The sequence below is a fragment of the Kitasatospora sp. NBC_01287 genome, from assembly GCF_026340565.1.
Lineage (GTDB): Bacteria > Actinomycetota > Actinomycetes > Streptomycetales > Streptomycetaceae > Kitasatospora.
Window position 1 is genome coordinate 6752246 of record NZ_JAPEPB010000001.1, and the last position, 20124, is coordinate 6772369.

Annotated in this window: 16 protein-coding genes; 15 read left to right on the plus strand and 1 reads right to left on the minus strand. The window is 71.9% G+C overall.

Annotation, left to right across the window (positions count from 1 at the left end):
* Positions 1 to 15 precede the first annotated feature (15 nt).
* The 9 genes from murD (at position 16) to OG455_RS29585 (ending at position 9944) form a co-directional block, all read left to right on the plus strand.
* Positions 16 to 1461 (plus strand): UDP-N-acetylmuramoyl-L-alanine--D-glutamate ligase, encoded by a 1446-nt coding sequence (gene murD, locus OG455_RS29545; RefSeq protein ID WP_266301000.1) that lies wholly within the window; start codon positions 16 to 18, stop codon positions 1459 to 1461.
* Positions 1462 to 1602: 141 nt separating this feature from the next.
* On the plus strand, positions 1603 to 2868 hold the full coding sequence (ftsW, locus tag OG455_RS29550) for a putative lipid II flippase FtsW (RefSeq protein ID WP_266301001.1): 1266 nt from the start codon (positions 1603 to 1605) through the stop codon (positions 2866 to 2868).
* Between the two features lie 6 nt (positions 2869 to 2874).
* Positions 2875 to 3981 (plus strand): undecaprenyldiphospho-muramoylpentapeptide beta-N-acetylglucosaminyltransferase, encoded by a 1107-nt coding sequence (murG, locus tag OG455_RS29555; protein ID WP_266298900.1) that lies wholly within the window; start codon positions 2875 to 2877, stop codon positions 3979 to 3981.
* Entirely contained in the window at positions 3974 to 4756 is a 783-nt protein-coding gene (locus tag OG455_RS29560; RefSeq protein ID WP_266298902.1) for a cell division protein FtsQ/DivIB, read from the plus strand. Before murG ends, OG455_RS29560 begins: the two co-directional genes overlap by 8 nt.
* 451 nt (positions 4757 to 5207) lie before the next feature.
* Entirely contained in the window at positions 5208 to 6404 is a 1197-nt protein-coding gene (gene ftsZ / locus OG455_RS29565) for a cell division protein FtsZ (protein WP_266298904.1), read from the plus strand.
* Between the two features lie 96 nt (positions 6405 to 6500).
* Positions 6501 to 7274 (plus strand): YggS family pyridoxal phosphate-dependent enzyme, encoded by a 774-nt coding sequence (locus OG455_RS29570; protein ID WP_266298906.1) that lies wholly within the window; start codon positions 6501 to 6503, stop codon positions 7272 to 7274.
* A 270-nt stretch (positions 7275 to 7544) separates the two neighbouring features.
* Positions 7545 to 8147, plus strand: coding sequence for a cell division protein SepF (locus OG455_RS29575; RefSeq protein WP_266298908.1), 603 nt, complete (start codon positions 7545 to 7547; stop codon positions 8145 to 8147).
* Between the two features lie 95 nt (positions 8148 to 8242).
* Positions 8243 to 8530 carry a YggT family protein gene (locus tag OG455_RS29580; protein ID WP_266301002.1) on the plus strand — a complete coding sequence of 96 codons (288 nt, stop codon included), beginning with the start codon at positions 8243 to 8245 and terminating at the stop codon, positions 8528 to 8530.
* Positions 8531 to 8582: 52 nt separating this feature from the next.
* On the plus strand, positions 8583 to 9944 hold the full coding sequence (locus OG455_RS29585; RefSeq protein ID WP_266298910.1) for a DivIVA domain-containing protein: 1362 nt from the start codon (positions 8583 to 8585) through the stop codon (positions 9942 to 9944).
* Positions 9945 to 10105: 161 nt separating this feature from the next.
* On the opposite strand, the gene ileS is transcribed toward OG455_RS29585, so the two are convergent.
* The gene (ileS, locus tag OG455_RS29590) at positions 10106 to 13234 is read right to left on the minus strand and encodes an isoleucine--tRNA ligase (RefSeq protein WP_266298912.1); all 3129 of its coding nucleotides are present in this window, start codon (positions 13232 to 13234) and stop codon (positions 10106 to 10108) included.
* Positions 13235 to 13863: 629 nt separating this feature from the next.
* Between ileS and OG455_RS29595 the strand changes: the two genes are divergently transcribed.
* The 6 genes from OG455_RS29595 (at position 13864) to OG455_RS29620 (ending at position 20122) form a co-directional block, all read left to right on the plus strand.
* A complete protein-coding gene (locus tag OG455_RS29595) occupies positions 13864 to 14382 on the plus strand; it encodes a TraR/DksA family transcriptional regulator (RefSeq protein WP_323185594.1) in 519 nt (172 codons plus the stop codon).
* Positions 14383 to 14481: 99 nt separating this feature from the next.
* Positions 14482 to 15225: a signal peptidase II gene (gene lspA, locus OG455_RS29600; protein ID WP_266298914.1), complete on the plus strand. Its 744-nt coding sequence runs from the start codon at positions 14482 to 14484 to the stop codon at positions 15223 to 15225.
* Positions 15226 to 15256: 31 nt separating this feature from the next.
* Positions 15257 to 16195: an RluA family pseudouridine synthase gene (locus OG455_RS29605; protein ID WP_266298916.1), complete on the plus strand. Its 939-nt coding sequence runs from the start codon at positions 15257 to 15259 to the stop codon at positions 16193 to 16195.
* Entirely contained in the window at positions 16195 to 16647 is a 453-nt protein-coding gene (locus tag OG455_RS29610; RefSeq protein WP_266298918.1) for a GNAT family N-acetyltransferase, read from the plus strand. The genes OG455_RS29605 and OG455_RS29610 overlap by 1 nt, the downstream gene beginning before the upstream one ends.
* Positions 16648 to 16762: 115 nt before the next feature.
* Positions 16763 to 17266, plus strand: a complete 504-nt coding sequence (locus OG455_RS29615; protein ID WP_266298920.1) for an LURP-one-related/scramblase family protein — start codon at positions 16763 to 16765, stop codon at positions 17264 to 17266.
* An 84-nt stretch (positions 17267 to 17350) separates the two neighbouring features.
* Entirely contained in the window at positions 17351 to 20122 is a 2772-nt protein-coding gene (locus OG455_RS29620; RefSeq protein ID WP_266298922.1) for an alpha/beta fold hydrolase, read from the plus strand.
* Positions 20123 to 20124 lie beyond the last annotated feature (2 nt).

Sequence of the window (20124 nt, forward strand, 5' to 3'; positions counted from 1 at the left end):
TGCCCGACCGAGCCGGTGCCGTGGCCGGGCCTGCCGGTCGTGGTGGCGGGCCTGGGCGTCTCCGGGATCAGCGCGGCCCGGGTGCTGCACGCCCTGGGCGCCGAGGTCACCGTGGTGGACGGCGGCGACAGTCCGGTGCTGCGGGACCGCGTGGCCGAGCTGACCGGGATCCGGGCCAGGCTCGGCGACAGCGACACGTTGCCCGCCGGGACCCGACTGGTCGTCACCTCACCGGGCTGGCCACCGAGCAGCCCGCTCTTCGCGGCCGCCGAGGCGGCCGGGGTGCCGGTCTGGGGCGACGTCGAACTCGCCTGGCGGCTGCGCAAGCCGCTGCCCGGCACCGGTGAGCCGGCCCCCTGGCTGGCCGTCACCGGCACCAACGGCAAGACCACCACGGTCCAGATGCTGGCCGCCATCCTCACCGCGGCCGGCCGCCACACCGCGGCGGTCGGCAACGTCGGGGTCTCGGTGCTGGACGCGGTGCTGGCCGGCTTCGACGGCCCGGCCGGCGAGGGCGGCGAGCCGCCCTACGACGTGCTCGCCGTCGAACTCTCCAGCTACCAGCTGCACTGGGCGCCCTCACTGCGCCCGCACTCGGCGGCCGTGCTCAACCTGGCCCCCGACCACCTGGACTGGCACGGCTCGATGGCGGCCTACGCCGCCGACAAGGGCCGGATCTTCCAAGGCAACCAGGTGGCCTGCGTCTACAACCTGGCCGACCCCGCCACCGAGGCGCTGGTCCGCGAGGCCGACGTCGAGGAGGGCTGCCGGGCGATCGGCTTCGGCCTCGGCGCGCCCGGGCTCTCCCAGCTCGGCGTGGTGGACGGCCTGCTGGTCGACCGGGCCTTCGTGCCCGACCGGGTGACCAGCGCCGCCGAGCTGGGCTCGGTGGCGGACGTGCACCCGCCCGCCCCGCACAACGTCGCCAACGCCCTGGCCGCCGCGGCGCTGGCCCGCGCCTACGGGGTGGATGCCACGGCGGTGCGCGAGGGGCTGCGGGCGTTCCGGCCCGACGCGCACCGGATCGCCTTCGTCGCCGAGGTCGACCAGGTCGCCTGGATCGACGACTCCAAGGCCACCAACACCCATGCCGCGGCCGCCTCGCTGGCGGCCTACCAGCCGGTCGTCTGGATCGCCGGCGGTCTGGCCAAGGGGGCCACCTTCGACGAGCTGGTGCGCGGCGCGGCGGGCCGGTTGCGGGCGGCGGTGCTGATCGGCGAGGACCGCGAGCTGATCCGCCGGGCGCTGGCGCGACACGCCCCTGATGTACCGGTGATCGAGGCGGCCGAGGGTGAGACTGGCGCGGTGGCGATGGCCGAGGTGGTGCGGGCCGCGGCCCGGGTCGCCCGACCGGGCGATACCGTACTGCTCGCCCCGGCCTGCGCCTCGATGGACATGTTCGCCAGCTACGGCGAACGGGGTGACCTGTTCGCCGAGGCGGTGCGGGGACTGACGCGGTAGGACCAGGGCAATCGGGGGCATCCGGGAGAGGGGCAGGCGCGCGTGGCGGGTCAGGGCAAGACGGACACGGCCGCGCCGCCCGAGCCCGGCCCCGCCCCGGCCCTGATCTCGGCCACCAGCACCGTCTTCAAGACCGAGGGCCTGACCGGTCGGCTGCGCGCGCTGCGCGAGCGGCTGCGCTGGTTCCTCAACCGGCCGCTGACGCCGTACTACCTGATCCTCGGGGCTGCCTCGCTGCTGCTGGTGCTCGGCCTGATCATGGTCTTCTCCTCCTCCAACATCACCGCGATCCGCCAGGGCCTGCCCGGGCTCTTCTACTTCCGCAAGCAACTGGTCGCGGTGCTGCTCGGCTCGCTGCTGCTGGTCGGCGCCGCCCGGGTGCCGGTGGCGGTGCACCGGGTGCTGGCCTACCCCGTGCTGCTCGGCTCGATCGGCGCGATGGTGCTGGTGGCCATCCCCGGCGTCGGCATGACCGTCAACGGCAACCGGAACTGGCTGAACTTCGGCTTCTTCCAGGTCCAGCCCTCGGAGTTCGCCAAGCTCGCCCTGCTGCTCTGGGCGGCCGACCTGCTGGCCCGCAAGCAGAAGGCGGGCACCCTCACCCAGTGGAAGCACCTGCTGGTGCCGCTGCTCCCGGGTGCCCTGGTGCTGCTGCTGCTGATCATGCTCGGTGGCGACATGGGCACCTCGATGATCCTGGTCGCGATGGTCTTCGCGCTGCTCTGGATGGTCGGCGCCCCGCTGCGGCTCTTCGTCGCCACCCTCGGCATCGCCGTGGTGGCCTGCACCGCGCTGATCATCACCGTGCCGCACCGGCTGGACCGGCTGGCCTGCATCGGCACCACCAAGCCGGTGCCGAACCACGACTGCTTCCAGGCCCTGCACGGCCTCTACGCCTTCGGCCTGGGCGGCCCGTTCGGGACCGGACTGGGCGCCGGCTACGAGAAGTGGGGCCAGCTGCCGGAGGCGCACACCGACTTCATCTTCGCCGCGACCGGTGAGGAACTCGGTCTGGTGGGGACGCTGTCGGTGATCGGTCTCTTCGCGGCACTAGGGTATGCGGGTATCCGAGTGGCCATCGGCACGAAGGACTCCTTCGTCAGGTACGCCGCGGGAGCCGCCACCACGTGGATCATGGCCCAAGCCATGATCAACCTGGGGTCGGCGCTGGGACTGCTGCCCATCGCGGGCGTACCCCTCCCGCTGTTCTCCTACGGCGGGTCCGCCATGCTGTCGGCCATGAGCGCCATCGGGATGCTGCTCTGCTTCGCACGCAGCGTCCCGGGGGCGAAGGCGGCCCTGGCCGCCCGGAGCTCGAAGTCCCGGTTCAGGACAGGTCTGCGCCGGGTGCTGCCACGACGAACCACAGCGCGCCCGGCCACCCGGCCGCCGCGCAGGGAGCGGTGATTTTCGGTGCATGTCGTACTCGCCGGCGGGGGTACCGCAGGACACATCGAGCCGGCCATGGCGCTCGCGGACGCACTGCGTCGGCACGACCCGAGCATCGGCATCACCGCGCTCGGCACCGAGCGCGGCCTGGAGACCCGGCTGGTGCCCGAGCGCGGCTACCAGCTGGAGCTGATCCCGGCCGTGCCGCTGCCGCGCAAGCCCACCCCCGAGCTGATCACCGTGCCCGGCCGGCTGCGCGGCACCGTGCGCGCCGCCCAGGAGATCATCGAGCGGGTCAAGGCGGACGCCGTGGTCGGCTTCGGCGGCTACGTCGCGATGCCGGCCTACCTGGCGGCCAAGCGCGCCGGGGTGCCGATCGTGGTGCACGAGGCCAACGCCCGTCCGGGCCTGGCCAACAAGATCGGCGCCCGGTACAGCGACTTCGTCGCGGTCTCCACCCCGGACAGCAAGCTGCGCGACTCGCGCTACATCGGCATCCCGCTGCGCCGCACCATCGCCACCCTGGACCGCAACGCGGTGCGCCCCGAGGCCCGGCACTACTTCGGCCTCGACCAGCGGCTGCCCACCCTGCTGGTCTCCGGCGGCTCGCAGGGCGCGCGCCGGCTCAACGAGACCATCCAGTCGATCGCGCCGCGGCTGCAGCAGTACGGCGTGCAGGTGCTGCACGCGGTCGGCCCGAAGAACGAGCTGCCGCAGATCGACGACATCCCCGGGATGCCGCCCTACCGCGCGCTGCCGTACCTGGACCGGATGGACCTGGCCTACGCCGCCGCCGACCTGATGCTCTGCCGGGCCGGTGCGATGACGGTGGCCGAGCTGGCCGCGGTCGGACTGCCCGCCTGCTTCGTCCCGCTGCCGATCGGCAACGGCGAGCAGCGGCTGAACGCCCAGCCGATGGTCAAGGCGGGCGGCGGCCTGCTGGTGGACGACGCCGAGCTGACCCCGGACTGGGTGCTGCGCAACGTGCTGCCGGTGCTCACCGACCCGCAGCGGCTCTGGGACATGAGCCGGGCGGCCGGCGAGTTCGGCCGCCGGGACGCCGACGACCTGCTGGTCGGCATGGTCTACGAGGCGATCGACGCCGCCCGCGGCGGCCGCCGTCGTGGCTGAGCGGCTCGACGCCCCGGCACTCGCCGAGGAGGTCGAGGAGGACGAGGACGAGGAGCGGCCACCGCTACGCCTGTCCAGGCGCGGGATCCTGGTGCTCAGCGGGCTGGGCGCGGCCGTGCTCGGCCTGCTGGGCTGGGTGCTCTACTTCTCGTCCGCGCTGGACGTCCAGACGGTGGCGATCCAGGGGCTGCGCAACGACCAGCTGACGGTGGACGAGGTGCGCGCCGCGATAGGACCGGTGCAGCACGGCCCGCTGGCCCGGGTCGACCTGGACGCGGTGCAGCGCCGCGTCCAGGCGATTCCCCGGGTGGCGAAGGCCGAGGTCTGGCGCGGCTGGCCGCACACGCTGCGGGTGAAGGTGATAGAGCGTCAGCCGGTGGCGGCTGTCAAGGACAGTGATGGAAAGTTCACCCAGATGGATGCATCTGGGGTGAGTTTCGCCACCGAAGCGACTGCTCCGGCCGGTGTTCCGGTGGTCGAACTCCAGCTCAGCGCGCCGGCTCAGGACGCGATTTCGGCCTTCCCGCAGAGCGCGCTGGTGGCGGCCGCGGTCAAGGTGGCGGCCGGGCTGCCGTCCGACGTGGCCAAAGGGGCCCCGTCCCTGCTGGTTCGTTCGTATGACGACATCGAACTGCGGCTGGCCGGCGGGGCCACCGTCCGGTGGGGGAGCGCGGAGCGGACCGACCGCAAGGCGACGGTGCTGCTCGCGCTGCTGAAGCAGAAGGCGGCGAACTACGACGTCAGCGCCCCGGACGCCCCGGCGATCTCCGGTTGAGTCCGGATCCGGTAGGTTCTGTACTCCGGGGGCTTTACCGCGCGATTCGTCGCTATTGACGATCCATCGGTGATTCCCCGACCCTGAGTGCTCCACCTTGACCCAGCCTTCGGCCGGGGCACCCCCAGTGCCCGGGTTCGGACGGTGATCACATAGGCTCAAAAGAAAAAAGGGAAGCTCGGCGTGTTCGTTGAACACGGACCCGCCCGGCACTTAGTGTCCTGTGTCACCAGGCTGTGCTCGACGGTGATCTGATGCATCTTCACGATCTGACACGGGCACAGCATGAACCCTCAACGTCAAGTTTAGGGTTCGGGTCGGCGGTCTCAATTTCGGACAATCAGTCAGGAACCGGGCTCCCCACCCATCGACATCCGTCGGCATCTTGGTCCGTGAAGCTGTCAGGACCCAGGAAGCCGGCCCCGGACATCCGAGGCGAGAGGCCTTCGACGTGGCAGCACCGCAGAACTACCTCGCAGTCATCAAGGTCGTCGGTATCGGCGGCGGCGGTGTCAACGCCATCAACCGGATGATCGAGGTCGGTCTGAAGGGCGTCGAGTTCATCGCGATCAACACCGATGCCCAGGCCCTCCTGATGAGCGACGCCGACGTCAAGCTCGATGTCGGCCGCGAACTGACCCGGGGCCTCGGCGCCGGCGCCAACCCCGAGGTCGGCCGCAAGGCGGCCGAGGACCACCGCGAGGAGATCGAGGAGGTCCTCAAGGGGGCCGACATGGTCTTCGTCACGGCCGGCGAGGGCGGCGGCACCGGCACCGGCGGCGCGCCGGTGGTGGCCAACATCGCCCGCTCGCTGGGCGCGCTGACCATCGGCGTGGTCACCCGGCCCTTCACCTTCGAGGGCCGCCGCCGCGCCAACCAGGCCGAGGACGGCATCGCCGGGCTGCGCGAGGAGGTCGACACCCTCATCGTGATCCCGAACGACCGGCTGCTCTCCATCTCCGACCGCCAGGTCAGCGTGCTGGACGCGTTCCGCTCGGCCGACCAGGTGCTGCTCTCCGGCGTGCAGGGCATCACCGACCTGATCACCACCCCGGGCCTGATCAACCTCGACTTCGCCGATGTGAAGTCGGTCATGTCGGACGCCGGTTCGGCGCTGATGGGGATCGGCTCGGCCCGCGGCGAGGACCGGGCGAAGGCGGCGGCCGTGATGGCCATCTCCTCCCCGCTGCTGGAGGCCTCGATCGACGGCGCCCGCGGCGTGCTGCTCTCCATCTCCGGCGGCTCCGACCTCGGACTCTTCGAGATCAACGAGTCGGCCCAGCTGGTCAGCGAGGCCGCGCACCCCGAGGCGAACATCATCTTCGGTGCCGTGATCGACGACGCGCTCGGCGACGAGGTCCGGGTCACCGTGATCGCGGCCGGCTTCGACGGCGGTCAGCCGCCCGCCATCGTGCGCGACCCGGTGGTGAAGGCCACCCCGGCGGCGCCCGCCGAGCGGTCGTCCGGGCGGGCGTACGGCAGCGGGGGGCTCGGCTCGGTCACCGGCCGGGGCGAGGAGAGCGCGTCCGCCGCGCCGCGGGCCGACACCGTGCTGGCGCCGCCGGTGCCGCCGCAGGTGCAGCCGGCCCGGCTGCCCTACGTGGAGAGCCAGGCCGAGGAGTTGGACGTCCCGGACTTCCTCAAGTAGTCGAGGTAGGAATCTCAGCGAACATCGCGGGGCTCGATGCCCACTCCGGCCGCCTCAGGCTGGGGTGGGCATCGTCGTGTGTGATAGGCAGTGGATATGACGAACCAGCAGCTCACCGGGTTCCCGGCGGCCGACCGCCTCGCCGAGCTCCGCGGCGGCCTCGCGGCCGTGGAGCGGCGGATCGAGGCGGCCTGCGCGGCCGCCGGCCGACCGCGCTCGGCGGTGACCCTGGTCGTGGTCACCAAGACCTACCCGGCTTCGGACACCCGGCTGCTGGCCTCGCTCGGCGTCCGTGAGGTGGCCGAGAACCGCGACCAGGACGCGGCCCCCAAGGCCGCCGACTGCGCCGACCTGCCGCTGACCTGGCACTTCGTCGGACAGTTGCAGACCAACAAGGTGCGCTCGGTGGTGCGCTACGCGCACCATGTTCACTCGGTCGACCGGGAGCGGCTGGTCACGGCGCTGGGTGACGCCGCCTCGAAGGCCGAACGGCCGCCGCTGGGCTGCCTGGTGCAGGTGGCGCTGGAGCGGGAGGCCGTCGCGGGGGCGGCGGGTGCCGAGGACGTCCCGGCCCGGGCGGGTGTCGCCCCGGCGGACGTCCTGGCGCTGGCCGACAAGATCGCCGGGACGCCGGGCCTGCGGCTGGACGGGGTGATGACGGTTGCTCCGCTGGTCGGCGCGCTGGCCGGCGACCCGGCGGCCGCGTTCGCGCGGCTGGCGGAAATCGCAACCGCCGTACGCGCGGCCCATCCTGCTGCCACGATGGTCTCGGCGGGAATGAGTGGCGACCTGGAAGCGGCGATCGCAGCCGGAGCGACACATGTACGCGTCGGTACGGCGGTGCTCGGCGCGCGGTCGCGGCTCGGGTAACGTCACCGGGTAGTAGATCAGACTGCAGGACAAATCAGGACAGAGCACCGATTCGTCCTGTTGATGCCAGACTGAAGAGCTTGGCAGCCAATCGTGGATCGTATGTCCGCCGCCACGCGCACGGCCTGACGGATCGTCGGCACAGAGTAGCCGAGATCTGACGGGATGTGAGCGGACCGCAGCCCCGGAAACCCACCGTACTCGACGGCGGCGGGTTTCGGGGCCCGGCCGGTGACGAAGCCGATCCACCACAGAGCGGAGGACAGGAGCATGGCCGGCGCGATGCGCAAGATGGCGGTCTACCTCGGCCTCGTGGAGGACGAGACGTACGACGGCCAGGGTTACGACCCGGACGACGACTACGACACGGACCCCGAGCCGATCCGGACCGGGCGGACCGAGGACATCCCTCGGCCCGCCGCAGCTCCACAGGCGCAGGTCGCCTCGATCGCACCCCAGCCGGTGCCGGCCGCAGTGCCGATCCGGCAGGACCCGCCGCGGATGGCACCAGTGTCGTCCATCACACCCGAACGCCGTCAGAACCTGGAGAAGAGTGCGCCGGTGATCATGCCCAAGGTCGTGAACGAGCGGGAGCCCTACCGCATCACCACACTGCACCCCCGGACCTACAACGAGGCCCGTACCATCGGGGAACAGTTCCGCGGGGGCACCCCGGTGATCATGAATTTGACCGAGATGGACGACACCGACGCCAAGCGCCTCGTAGACTTCGCGGCTGGACTCGTCTTCGGTCTGCACGGCAGTATCGAGCGCGTGACGCAGAAGGTGTTCCTGCTGTCTCCTGCTAACGTCGATGTCACGGCGGAGGACAAGGCACGGATCGCCGAGGGTGGGTTCTTCAACCAGAGCTGACCCGGCCACGACGTCAGGTGTGGATCTGACCGACGGTGTGTGACCAGCAGTCCCAAGAGCAGGCGCAGTCGGAAGAACTGGGAGAGGGATACCCGATGGGGATCGTGGGGGCAGTGCTCTACTACGCGCTGACCGTCTTCCTGGTGATTCTGCTCTTCCGCCTGGTCATGGACTGGGTCTTCCAGTTCGCCCGCTCGTGGCGTCCGGGCAAGGCCATGGTCGTGGTCCTGGAGGCCACGTACACTGTCACGGATCCGCCGCTCAAGCTTCTTCGGCGGTTCATTCCGCCGTTGCGTCTCGGGGGCGTGGCGCTCGACCTGTCCTTCTTCGTACTGCTGATCATTGTGTATTTCCTGATCTGGCTCGTGCAGCAGCTGCCGTGATGAGCGATGCGGCGGGATGCCAGTGTGCCGACGATCACGTTGAGGTGAAGAGATGCCGTTGACCCCCGAGGACGTTCGGAACAAGCAGTTCACGACCGTCCGCCTGCGCGAAGGCTATGACGAGGACGAGGTCGACGCCTTCCTCGACGAGGTCGAAGCCGAACTCACCAGGTTGCTGCGCGAGAACGAGGACCTGCGGGCCAAGTTGGCCGCCGCGACCCGGGCCGCCGCGCAGAACCAGGCGAACATGCGCAAGGAGCAGCCGCAGGACGCCCCGCGTCCCGGCGGCCCGGTTCCCGCTGCCATATCCGGCCCGCCGGTCCCCGGCCAGCAGGGCCCGGGCCAGCAGCAGCCGCAGCAGCAGCAGATGGGCGGTCAGCCGCTGGGTCTGCCCTCCGGTGCTCCGCAGCTGCCGCCCGGCCAGGGCGCGCCCATGCAGGGCCAGCTCCCCGGCCAGCAGCAGATGCAGCCCATGCAGCAGCAGATGCAGCAGCAGGGCATGCCCCAGCAGCAAGGCATGCAGCAGCAGGGCATGCAGCAGCAGATGGGCACCATGGGCGGCCAGCAGCAGCTGGTGCAGCCGATGGGCGGTCAGATGCTGCAGCCGATGGGCGGTCAGATGCCGCAGCAGATGCAGCAGCAGGGCATGCAGCAGATGGGCACCATGGGCGGCCAGCAGCAGCTCGCCCCGATGGGCGGCCCGCTCGGCCAGCAGCTCGGCGGCCCGCTCGGTGCGCCGATGCAGCAGCAGCAGGGCCCCGGCGGCGACAGCGCGGCCCGTGTGCTGGCGCTCGCCCAGCAGACCGCCGACCAGGCGATCTCCGAGGCCCGCTCCGAGGCCAACAAGATCGTCGGCGAGGCCCGCAGCCGCGCCGAGGGCCTGGAGCGCGACGCCCGTGCCAAGGCGGACGCCCTGGAGCGGGACGCGCAGGAGAAGCACCGCGTCGCGATGGGCTCGCTGGAGTCGGCGCGCGCCACGCTGGAGCGCAAGGTCGAGGACCTGCGTGCCTTCGAGCGCGAGTACCGCACCCGCCTGAAGTCCTACCTGGAGACCCAGCTGCGTCAGCTGGAGTCGCAGGCCGACGACTCGCTCGCCCCGCCGCGGATCCCGGCCACCGCCTCGCTGCCGCCGGCCGCGTCGTCGATGGCCTCGACCGGTGCCCCCTCCTTCGGTGGCGGCCAGACCGCCTTCGGTGGCAACCAGTCGTTCGGTGGCAACCAGTCCTTCGGCGGCGGCGGTCAGCCCTCCTTCGGTGGCCAGCCCTCGGGCAACGGCGCGCCGCAGATGGCCCCGGCCGGCATGACCCAGCCGATGGCCTCGGTCCGTCCGCAGCCGCCGCAGCCCATGCAGCCGATGCAGCAGGCCCCGGCTCCGATGCGCGGCTTCCTGATCGACGAGGACGGCGACAACTAGCTCCAGGCTCCACCACCGAGGCGCACTCCCCGGGCTCCTGCGCTGAGCCCGGCGGGTGCGCTTCGGTGTTTCCGCTCCGGAGCCCCGCGCCCCGACGCGGGGGAGCCGGACACGCCGAAAGCGCCCGACCGCCGGAGCGGTCGGGCGCTTTCGGCTGCCCGCTACGCCTTGCGCAGCTGGAAGGACAGGCCCGCGCCCTCGTCGGTGAAGCTCTCCGACTCCCAGTCGGCCGCGCCGCTCGCGAAGTCCACCGCGAGCACCTCGTCGGCGACCAGCGCGGCGTGCTCGGTGAGCGCGTCCGCCGTCTCCTGCTCGGCGGAGAGCCAGCGCAGCACGATCCGGTCCGAGACGTCCAGGCCGGAGTTCTTCCGGGCCTCCTGGATCTGGCGGATCGCGTCCCGGGCCAGACCCAGGCGCTTGAGCTCGGGGGTGATCGCCAGGTCGAGGGCGACGGTGGCGCCGGACTCGTTGGCCACGGCCCAACCCTCGCGCGGGGTCTCGGTGATGATCACCTCGTCCGGCGAGAGGCTGACCGCCTCCCCGTCGAGCAGCACCGAGGCGGTGCCGGTGGCCCGCAGGTCGGCGGCGAGCCGGGCGGCGTCCGCGGCGGCGACCGCCTTGGCCACCTCCTGCACACCCTTGCCGAAGCGCTTGCCGAGCGCGCGGAAGTTGGCCTTCGCGCTGGTGTCCACCAGCGAACCGCCCACGGCCGCGAGCGACTCCAGGGTGGCGACGTTGAGCTCCTCGGCGATCTGCGCGCGCAAGGAGGCGGGCAGCTCCTCCCAGCCCTGGGCCGCGATCAGCGCGCGCGACAGCGGCTGACGGGTCTTCACCCCGGACTCGGCGCGGGTGGCGCGGCCCAGTTCGACCAGTCGCCGGACCAGCGCCATGTGGCGGGACAGGTCGGTGTCGATCAGCGACTCGTCGGCGACCGGCCAGGAGGCCAGGTGCACCGAGACCGGCGCCTCGGGGGCGACCGGGACCACCAGGTCCTGCCAGACCCGCTCGGTGATGAACGGGGTCAGCGGGGCCATCAGCCGGGTCACCGTCTCCAGCGCCTCGTGCAGGGTGGCGAGCGCCGCGGCGTCGCCCTGCCAGAAGCGGCGCCGGCCGCGCCGGACGTACCAGTTGGAGAGGTCGTCGACGAAGCCGGAGAGCAGCTTGCCGGCCCGCTGGGTGTCGTAGGCCTCCAGGGCCGCGTCCGTCTCGCGGACCAGGGTGTGCAGCTCGGAGAGCACCCAACGGTCCAGCTGCGGTCGGTCGGCGGGGGCCGGGTCGCTGGCGCTGGGCGCCCAGCCGGCCGTGCGCGCGTACAGGGCCTGGAAGGCGACGGTGTTCCAGTAGGTGAGCAGCGTCTTGCGCACCACCTCCTGGATCGTGCCGTGCCCGACCCGGCGGGCCGACCACGGCGAGCCGCCCGCGGCCATGAACCAGCGCACCGCGTCGGCGCCGTGCTGGTCCATCAGCGGGATGGGCTGCAGGATGTTGCCCAGGTGCTTGGACATCTTGCGGCCGTCCTCGGCCAGGATGTGGCCCAGGCAGACGACGTTCTCGTAGGCCGACTTGTCGAACACCAGGGTGCCGACCGCCATCAGCGTGTAGAACCAGCCGCGGGTCTGGTCGATCGCCTCGGAGATGAACTGGGCCGGGTAGCGGCTCTCGAACAGCTCCTTGTTCTGGTACGGGTAGCCGTACTGGGCGAACGGCATCGAGCCCGAGTCGTACCAGGCGTCGATCACCTCGGGCACCCGGACGGCAGTGCCGGCGCACTCGCGGCAGTCGAAGGTGACGTCGTCGATGTACGGGCGGTGCGGGTCCAGCGTGCTCTGGTCGCTGCCGGTCAGCTCGCTCAGCTCGGCCAGCGAGCCGACGCAGGTGAGGTGGCCCTCGTCGCAGCGCCAGATCGGCAGCGGGGTGCCCCAGTAGCGGTTGCGGGAGAGCGCCCAGTCGATGTTGTTGTTCAGCCAGTCCCCGAAGCGGCCGTGCTTGACGTTCTCGGGGTACCAGTTGGTCGCCTCGTTCTCGCGGATCATCGCGTCCTTGACGGCGGTGGTCCGGATGTACCAGGAGGGCTGCGCGTAGTAGAGCAGCGCGGTGTGGCAGCGCCAGCAGTGCGGGTAGCTGTGCTCGTAGGGCAGGTGGCGGAAGAGCAGGTCCCGCGCCTTGAGGTCGGCGACCAGCGCCTCGTCGGCCTTCTTGAAGAAGACGCCGCCGACCAGCGGCACGTCCGCGGCGAAGGTGCCGTCGGCCTCGACCGGGTTGACCACCGGCAGGCCGTACTTGCGGCAGGTGGCGAGGTCGTCGGCGCCGAAGGCGGGCGCCTGGTGGACGATGCCGGTGCCGTCCTCGGTGGTCACGTAGTCGGCGTTGAGGACGTAGTGCGCGTCCTCGATCGCGACCAGGTCGAACGGGCGCCGGTAGGACCAGCGCTCCATCTCGGCGCCGGTGAAGGACTCGCCGGTGGCCTCCCAGCCCTCGCCGAGCGCCTTGCCGAGCAGCGGCTCGGCGACCACCAGCCGCTCGGTGCCGTCGGTGGCCACCACGTAGGTGACCTCCGGGTGCACGGCGGCGGCGGTGTTGGAGACCAGGGTCCACGGGGTGGTCGTCCAGACCAGCAGCGCGGCGCGGCCGGCCAACGGGCCGCTGGTCAGCGGGAAGCGGACGAAGACCGAGGGGTCGACCACGGTCTCGTAGCCCTGGGCCAGCTCGTGGTCGGACAGCCCGGTGCCGCAGCGCGGGCACCAGGGGGCGACCCGGTGGTCCTGGACCAGCAGGCCCTTGTCGAAGATCTGCTTGAGCGACCACCAGACCGACTGGATGTAGGACGGGTCCATGGTCCGGTAGGCGTCGTCAAGGTCGACCCAGTAGCCCATCCGCTCGGTGAGCTTGGTGAACTCGCCGGTGTGCCGGGTGACCGACTCGCGGCACTTGGCGTTGAACTCGGCGATCCCGTACGCCTCGATCTCCGGCTTGCCGGAGAAGCCCAGCTCCTTCTCGACGGCGAGTTCGACCGGCAGGCCGTGGCAGTCCCAGCCGGCCTTGCGGGCCACGTGGTAGCCCTTCATGGTCCGGTAGCGCGGGAAGACGTCCTTGAAGACGCGGGCCTCGATGTGGTGGGCGCCCGGCATGCCGTTGGCGGTCGGCGGGCCCTCGTAGAAGACCCACTCGGGGCGGCCCTCGGACTGCTCCAGGCTCCGCTGGAAGACCTTCTGGTCGCGCCAGAAGCTCAGGATGCCGTGTTCGAGGACGGGCAGGTCGACCTGGGCGGGGACGGGGTTGTACGTGCTCACTGCGCCTCCGGCGGATGCGTGGACGGGCATTCCGACGGAGGGACGAGGCGGCCAGGCGCCCCGCGGTACCACCCTCCTTGGCCGCCGCGACTGCCGACGGCCCACTCTTGGGCTTGCGACCGGGTCTAGTAGGCCCGCGCTCGAACTCCGCGGCCCGTTCTTCCGGCGGCTCCGGGGTGATCTTCCCGCCGCGCACACCCCCGGGCTCGCACCGTCCCCGGGTCGCTCGTGGCTGCGTACGTCGGTACTCGTCCCATCTGCGCCTTGCCGGCCCAGTCTATAGGGCGGGGCAAGGCCATTACGCCATTGCCGCCGCACGTCACCGCGGGCCGCCGCGCGCGGAAGCGGTTAGGCGGTGACGATCTGGGCACAACTTTGTCAATGCCCAGGCACGGAGCCGCGTCGGACCGCACCGCCCGGCTGCCCGGGTGGGATCACTACGAGCATCGGTATGTCCCGTTGTGACCGGATTCGTTCAGGATTATCGTTCCGGCACCAGAGGCCGACGGGAACCGTCGGCCGGAGTCATTCGTAGATGGGGTCGAGCCATGGCTGAGAAGGCAACGGGCGCGGGCACCGCCACCAGGCGGGCCCCGAAGGCCGTGGCAGGCGACCTAGGGGAGGGTTCCGTGACCACGACACGGCGGAAGACCAGCACCACCACCGGACGCGGCGCGGCGACCAGCCGTAACCACGCCCCCGCCGCCTCCGGCGCGCGGGCGGCGGGGGCGACGGGAGCCGAGGCGGTGGAGCCGGCCGAGCTGCCGGTCCGCTCCGGTGAGGAGTCGTGGACGGCCGCCGAGGTCGCCGAGGTGCACGCGGAGCTCAACTCCGAGCTCGCCCGCCTGCGCGCCGAGATCGACGCCGCCGAGGCGGCGATCACCGGCCTGATGCGCGACTCCAACGACGGCGCCGGCGACGACCAGGTGGACGCCGGCACCAAGAACATCAACCGGGAGAGCGAACTCGCGCTGGCCAACAACGCCCGCGACATGCTCGACCAGACCGAGCGCGCGCTGGCCCGGCTGGAGGGCGTGGGCTTCGGGGTCTGCGAGTCCTGCGGGCAGGCGGTCGGCAAGGCCCGGCTGCAGGCCTTCCCGCGGGCCACCCTCTGCGTCTCCTGCAAGTCGAAGCAGGAGCGGCGCTGACGGTGCCGGCGCCGACCGCTCGCAGCCGGCCGCTGACCGGCCGCTGACCGGTCGGCCGAGGGGCCGTACCGCCCGGGGTCGAGCCGCCGCACGCACCGCGTGGCGTACGCTCGACCCCGTAACATCGGCCCCTTCTTCTCGGCAGCGGAGCGGATCATCACTACGCCAGGTTCCCCCCAGACCCAGGACGAGCCCACCGGGCCTGCCGAGCCCTCGGAAGCCCAGCCCTCACAGGCCCAGCTGCCGGAAGCCCCGGCCGCGGAGGCCCGGCCGGCCGGAGCGACGGAGCCGGAGGCCCGGCCGGCCGGCGCCACCGCGCTGTCCGAGCAGCGCGCCGCGGTGCGCCGCCGCCGGCTCGGGGTGCTCTTCTCGATCGCGGCGCTGGCGTACCTGATCGACCTGAGCAGCAAGCTGCTGGTGGTGGCCAGGCTGGAGGGCCGCAACCCGATCCGGGTGATCGGTGACGTGGTGACCTTCCAGGTGATCCGCAACCCGGGCGCGGCCTTCGGCATGGGCCAGACCATGACCGTGGTCTTCACCCTGATCGCGGCCGCCGTGATCGTGGTGATCTGGCGGATCTCGCGCCGCCTCTACAGCCTGCCCTGGGCGGTCGCACTGGGCCTGCTGCTCGGCGGCGCGCTCGGCAACCTGACCGACCGGCTGTTCCGCGCGCCCGGCGTGCTGCGCGGACACGTGGTCGACTTCATCTCGGTGCAGCACTTCGCGGTCTTCAACCTGGCCGACTCCGCCATCGTCTGCGGCGGCATCCTGGTGGTGCTGCTCTCCTTCCGCGGCAGCAACCCGGACGGCTCCACCCACGGGTCCGCGGCCAAGGGCGAATAGCTCGGCGCCCGGTTACGGCATACTCGTACGGGTGAGTACCGCAGCGCAGATCCGCACGCTTCCCGTTCCGGACGGCCTTGAGGGCGAGCGTCTCGACGCCGCCCTCGCCCGGATGTTCGGCCTCTCGCGGACCAAGGCCGCCGAACTGGCCGCCGAGGGGAAGGTCCGGATCGACGGCGCGACGGCCGGCAAGTCCGACCGGGTGATCGCCGGCTCCTGGTTGGAGGTCGAGATCCCGGCCCCCGCCGCCCCGGTGCAGATCGTCGCCGAACACGTCGAGGGCATGCGGATCGTCCACGACGACCAGGACATCGTGCTGGTGGACAAGCCGGTCGGCGTCGCCGCGCACCCGAGCCCGGGCTGGACCGGCCCGACCGTGATCGGCCACCTGGCCGCCGCCGGCTACCGGATCTCCACCTCGGGTGCCGCCGAGCGCCAGGGCGTCGTGCACCGCCTGGACGTCGGCACCTCGGGCCTGATGGTGGTCGCCAAGTCCGAGCGCGCCTACACCGACCTGAAGCGGCAGTTCCACGACCGGATCACCGAGAAGCGCTACCACACGCTGGTCCAGGGCCACCCGGACCCGCTGAGCGGCACGGTGGACGCCCCGATCGGGCGGCACCCCAGCTCGGACTGGAAGTGGGCGGTGACCCGGGAGGGCAAGCCCTCGATCACCCACTACGACCTGATCGAGGCCTACCGGGCCGCCTCGCTGATGGCGATCAAGCTGGAGACCGGCCGCACCCACCAGATCCGGGTGCACATGTCGGCGCTGCGCCACCCCTGCGTGGGCGACCTGACCTACGGGGCCGACCCGACCCTCTCCAAGCGGCTGGGCCTGACCCGCCAGTGGCTGCACGCGGTCTCGTTGGGCTTCGAGCACCCCTCGGACGGCGCGTGGGTGCAGTTCGACAGCGAGTACCCCGAGGACCTGAGCAAGGCGTTGGACATCATCTCGGCGGAGAGCTGATGGAGATCAGGACCGCCCGCACGCCCGAGGAGGTCCTCCTCGCCAAGCAGGTGCGGCACGAGGTCTTCGTGGTCGAGCAGGAGATCCCGGCCGAGCTGGAGTACGACGAGCTGGACGCCGCCTGCACCCACCTGGTCGCGCTGGACGCCGAGGGGGCCCCGCAGGGCACCGCCCGGCTGATCAGCGGTGAGCAGGCGCTGGCGCTGACCGGTGTCGAGGGCCGGGTGCTGCTCGGCCGCCTCGCCGTCCGCAAGGAGAACCGGGGCACCGGGCTGGGCGCGGAACTGGTCGGCGCGGTCGAGCGGGCCGGGCGCGAGCTGGGCGCCACCGAGTGCGAGCTGCACGCCCAGGTGAGGGCGATGGGCTTCTACGAGCGCATGGGCTACGTCGCCGAGGGGCCGGTCTACGACGACGCCGGTATCCCGCACCGCACCATGGTCAAGGTCTTCTGAAGCCTTCCCCTGGGCCCCTTCCCCGGGCCTTTCCAGGGACCTCCCCCTGCCGGTCGGTCGGGCCGCCCCACTACGCTCTGGGGCGGCCCAGCACTGACCCGATCGGGGGACCCCAATGCGCTACCTGGTGCGCGACCGCATGTTCGCCTTCCACGAGGAGGCGTGGATCGAGACCGAGCACCGCGAGAAGGTCTGGCGGGTCAACAAGAAGCTGTTCCGGTTCCGCAGCACCTTCGCCTTCGTGGACACCGAGGGCACGGTGGTGGCCTCGATCGTCAAGAAGTTCTTCACGATCCACCACACCATCCTGATCAAGCACGACGGCGAGGTGATCGCCAAGATCAGCAAGAAGTTCATCAAGCTCTTCGGTGACCGGTTCAAGGTCAAGCTGCGGGACGGGCGGCGGTTGAAGATCGTCGGCAACCTCTGGGACCGCGAGTTCGACATCCGGGACGAGGGCACCACGCTGGCGCACATATCCCGGCGCTGGTTCACCATCCGGGACGCCTACGCGGTGGACGTGATGAGCCAGCCGGACGCCTATCTGCTGATCATCCTGGCGGTCTGCGTCGACCACATCCTGCAGGACGCCAAGGGCGAGCAGTTCACCAACCTCTGACGCCCGGTGGCCGCCGGGCCGGGCGGGTGGGCCGAGCCCGCCCGCCCGGCCGGTCCTCAGCCGCTGCGGATAGGATCGCCATCCATGAACCTCCCTGGCCCTCGGCGGCGTTGGCGCCCACCCCAGCTCAGGCTGACCCGCCGCCGGTTGCTGGCGGGGGTGCTGGCGCTGCTCGTGCTGGCCGGCCTCGGCACGGTGACCGCGATCGCGGACACTCCGGCGGCCGTCCGGCAGCAGGACCAGTTCCTGTCGATGCCCGAGGCGCCCGGCAGCACCGCCCAGGTCTCGATCGACACCTCCTTCTTCACCACCGGCAGCAGCCCGCGCCCGGCCGTCCTGCTCGCCCACGGCTTCGGCGGCAGCAAGACCGACGAAGCCGACGAGGCCCGCACGCTGGCCAGGGCCGGCTACGCCGTGCTGACCTGGTCCTCGCGGGGCTTCGGGCACTCCACCGGGCAGATCGGCCTGGACTCGCCGGACGGTGAGGTGCAGGACGTCAAGCACCTGGTCGACTGGCTGACCGAGCGCCCCGAGGTGCTCAAGGAGAAGCCCGGCGACCCGGTGGTCGGCATCACCGGCGCCTCCTACGGCGGGGCGATCTCGCTGCTGGCCGCCGCCGCGGACCCGCGGATCAAGGCCATCGCGCCCCGGATCACCTGGTGGGACCTGCCCCAGGCGCTCTTCCCGCAGAACGTCGAGGGGTCCGCCCCGGCCGACGGGGTGTTCAAGAAGCTCTGGGCCGGGATCTTCTTCACCGACGGCTCGGCCGGCGACCTGACCGCCTCCACCACCGGCAAGCCGGCTCCCTCCACGAGCACCACCGGACCGATCGGCTGCGGCCGCTTCACCCCCGAGCTGTGCGCGATGTACAACCGGGTCGCCGCGGCCGGGCGGCCGGACGCCGCGGCGGTCGCGCTGCTGGCGCAGTCGAGCCCGTCGAGCTACGCGTCGCAGATCAAGGTGCCCACCCTGGTGGTCCAGGGCCAGCAGGACTCGCTCTTCCCGCTCGACCAGGGCGACGAGATGGCCAAGGCGATCGCCGCCAACGGCGCGCCGGTCTCGGTCGACTGGTTCGACGGCGGCCATGACGGCGGCACCGAGACCAGCGACCGGGTGGACGACCGGGTGATCGCCTGGTTCGACCACTACCTCAAGCACCAGGACAACAGCACCGGTCCGGTCTTCCGGATCACCCGGACCGGCGGGCTGGACACCACCGGCTTCCAGGCCGTGCTGCGCGGCGCCGACGGCACCAACTACCCGGGCCTGGGCGGCACCGCCGACACCACCGTCCAGTTGAGCAGCCGCCCGCAGACCATCGCCAACCCGCCCGGCGGCGCGCCGCCCGCGATCTCCACCGTGCCGGGGCTCGGCGCGCTCGCCCAGGCCAACCAACTGGGCGTCGGCGTCTCGATCGACTTCCCCGGCCAGAACGCGGCCTTCGAGTCGGCGCCGCTGAGCTCCGGGGTCCAGCTGACCGGCAGCCCCACCGTGCGCCTGACCGTGCACTCCGACCAGCCCGACGCGGTGCTCTTCGGCAAGCTCTACGACGTCGGCCCCGACGGCAGGCAGACGCTGCCCGAGCAGCTCGCGGCCCCGTTGCGGGTCACCGGCGCCAACGCGCCCGAGGGCCGCACCGTCACCGTGCGGCTGCCCGCCGTCGACTACGACTTCCCGGCCGGGCACCGGCTGCGCCTGGTGTTCGCCAGCACCGATCTGGCCTACGCCTCGCCGAACCAGCCCGCCACCTACCAGGTGGGCCTGGCGAGCCCGCTGACCGTCCCCACCGACGGCTCGCTGACCACCGAGGCCACCCCGCTGCCCGCGCGCACCTGGATCCTGCCGCTCCTCGCGCTGGCCGCGGCCGCGGTGCTGCTGCTGACGGCTCGTCGGCGCAGGTCGCTGCCGCCGCCGGACCCGGCGTCGGCCGACGTCCCGCTGCGGATCACCGGGCTGAGCAAGCGCTACAAGGGCGCGGTCGACCGCTACGCCGTGCGCGACCTCGGCTTCACCGTCGAGGCCGGCCAGGTGCTGGGCCTGCTCGGACCCAACGGGGCCGGCAAGACCACCACGCTGCGGATGCTGATGGGCCTGATCCGTCCCGACGAGGGCGAGATCCGGATCTTCGGCCACCCGGTGCGCCCCGGTGCCCCGGTGCTCTCCCGGGTCGGGGCCTTCGTCGAGGGGGCCGGGTTCCTGCCGCACCTGAGCGGCCGGGCCAACCTGGAGCTGTACTGGCAGGCCACCGGCCGCCCCGCCGCCGACGCGCACCTGGCCGAGGCGCTGGAGATCGCGGACCTCGGCGAGGCGTTGGAGCGCGCGGTGCGCACCTACTCGCAGGGCATGCGCCAGCGGCTGGCGATCGCCCAGGCCATGCTCGGCCTGCCGGACCTGCTGATCCTGGACGAGCCGACCAACGGCCTGGACCCGCCGCAGATCCGCGAGATGCGCGAGGTGATGATCCGGTACGCGGCCGCCGGACGCACCGTCATCGTCTCCAGCCACCTGCTCTCCGAGGTCGAGCAGAGCTGCACCCACCTGGTGGTGATGGACCGCGGCAGGCTGATCAGCGCCGGCGCGGTGGCCGAGATCATCGGCGAGGGTGAACTGCTGCTGATCGGCACCCCCGCCGACTTCGGGCCCGAGGAGCTGGCGGCGGCCGCCGCGAAGGCGGCGGAGCTGCCCGGCGTCGGCTCGGTGGAGGTGGCCGGACACGGCCTGCTGGTCCGGCTGGACGGCCTGACGGCCCATCAGCTGCTGGCGGAGCTGGTCCGGCTGGACGTGCCCGTCGAGCGGGCCGGGCCGCACCGCCGCCTGGAGGACGCGTTCCTGTCGATGATCGGAGGCTCCGCGTGAGC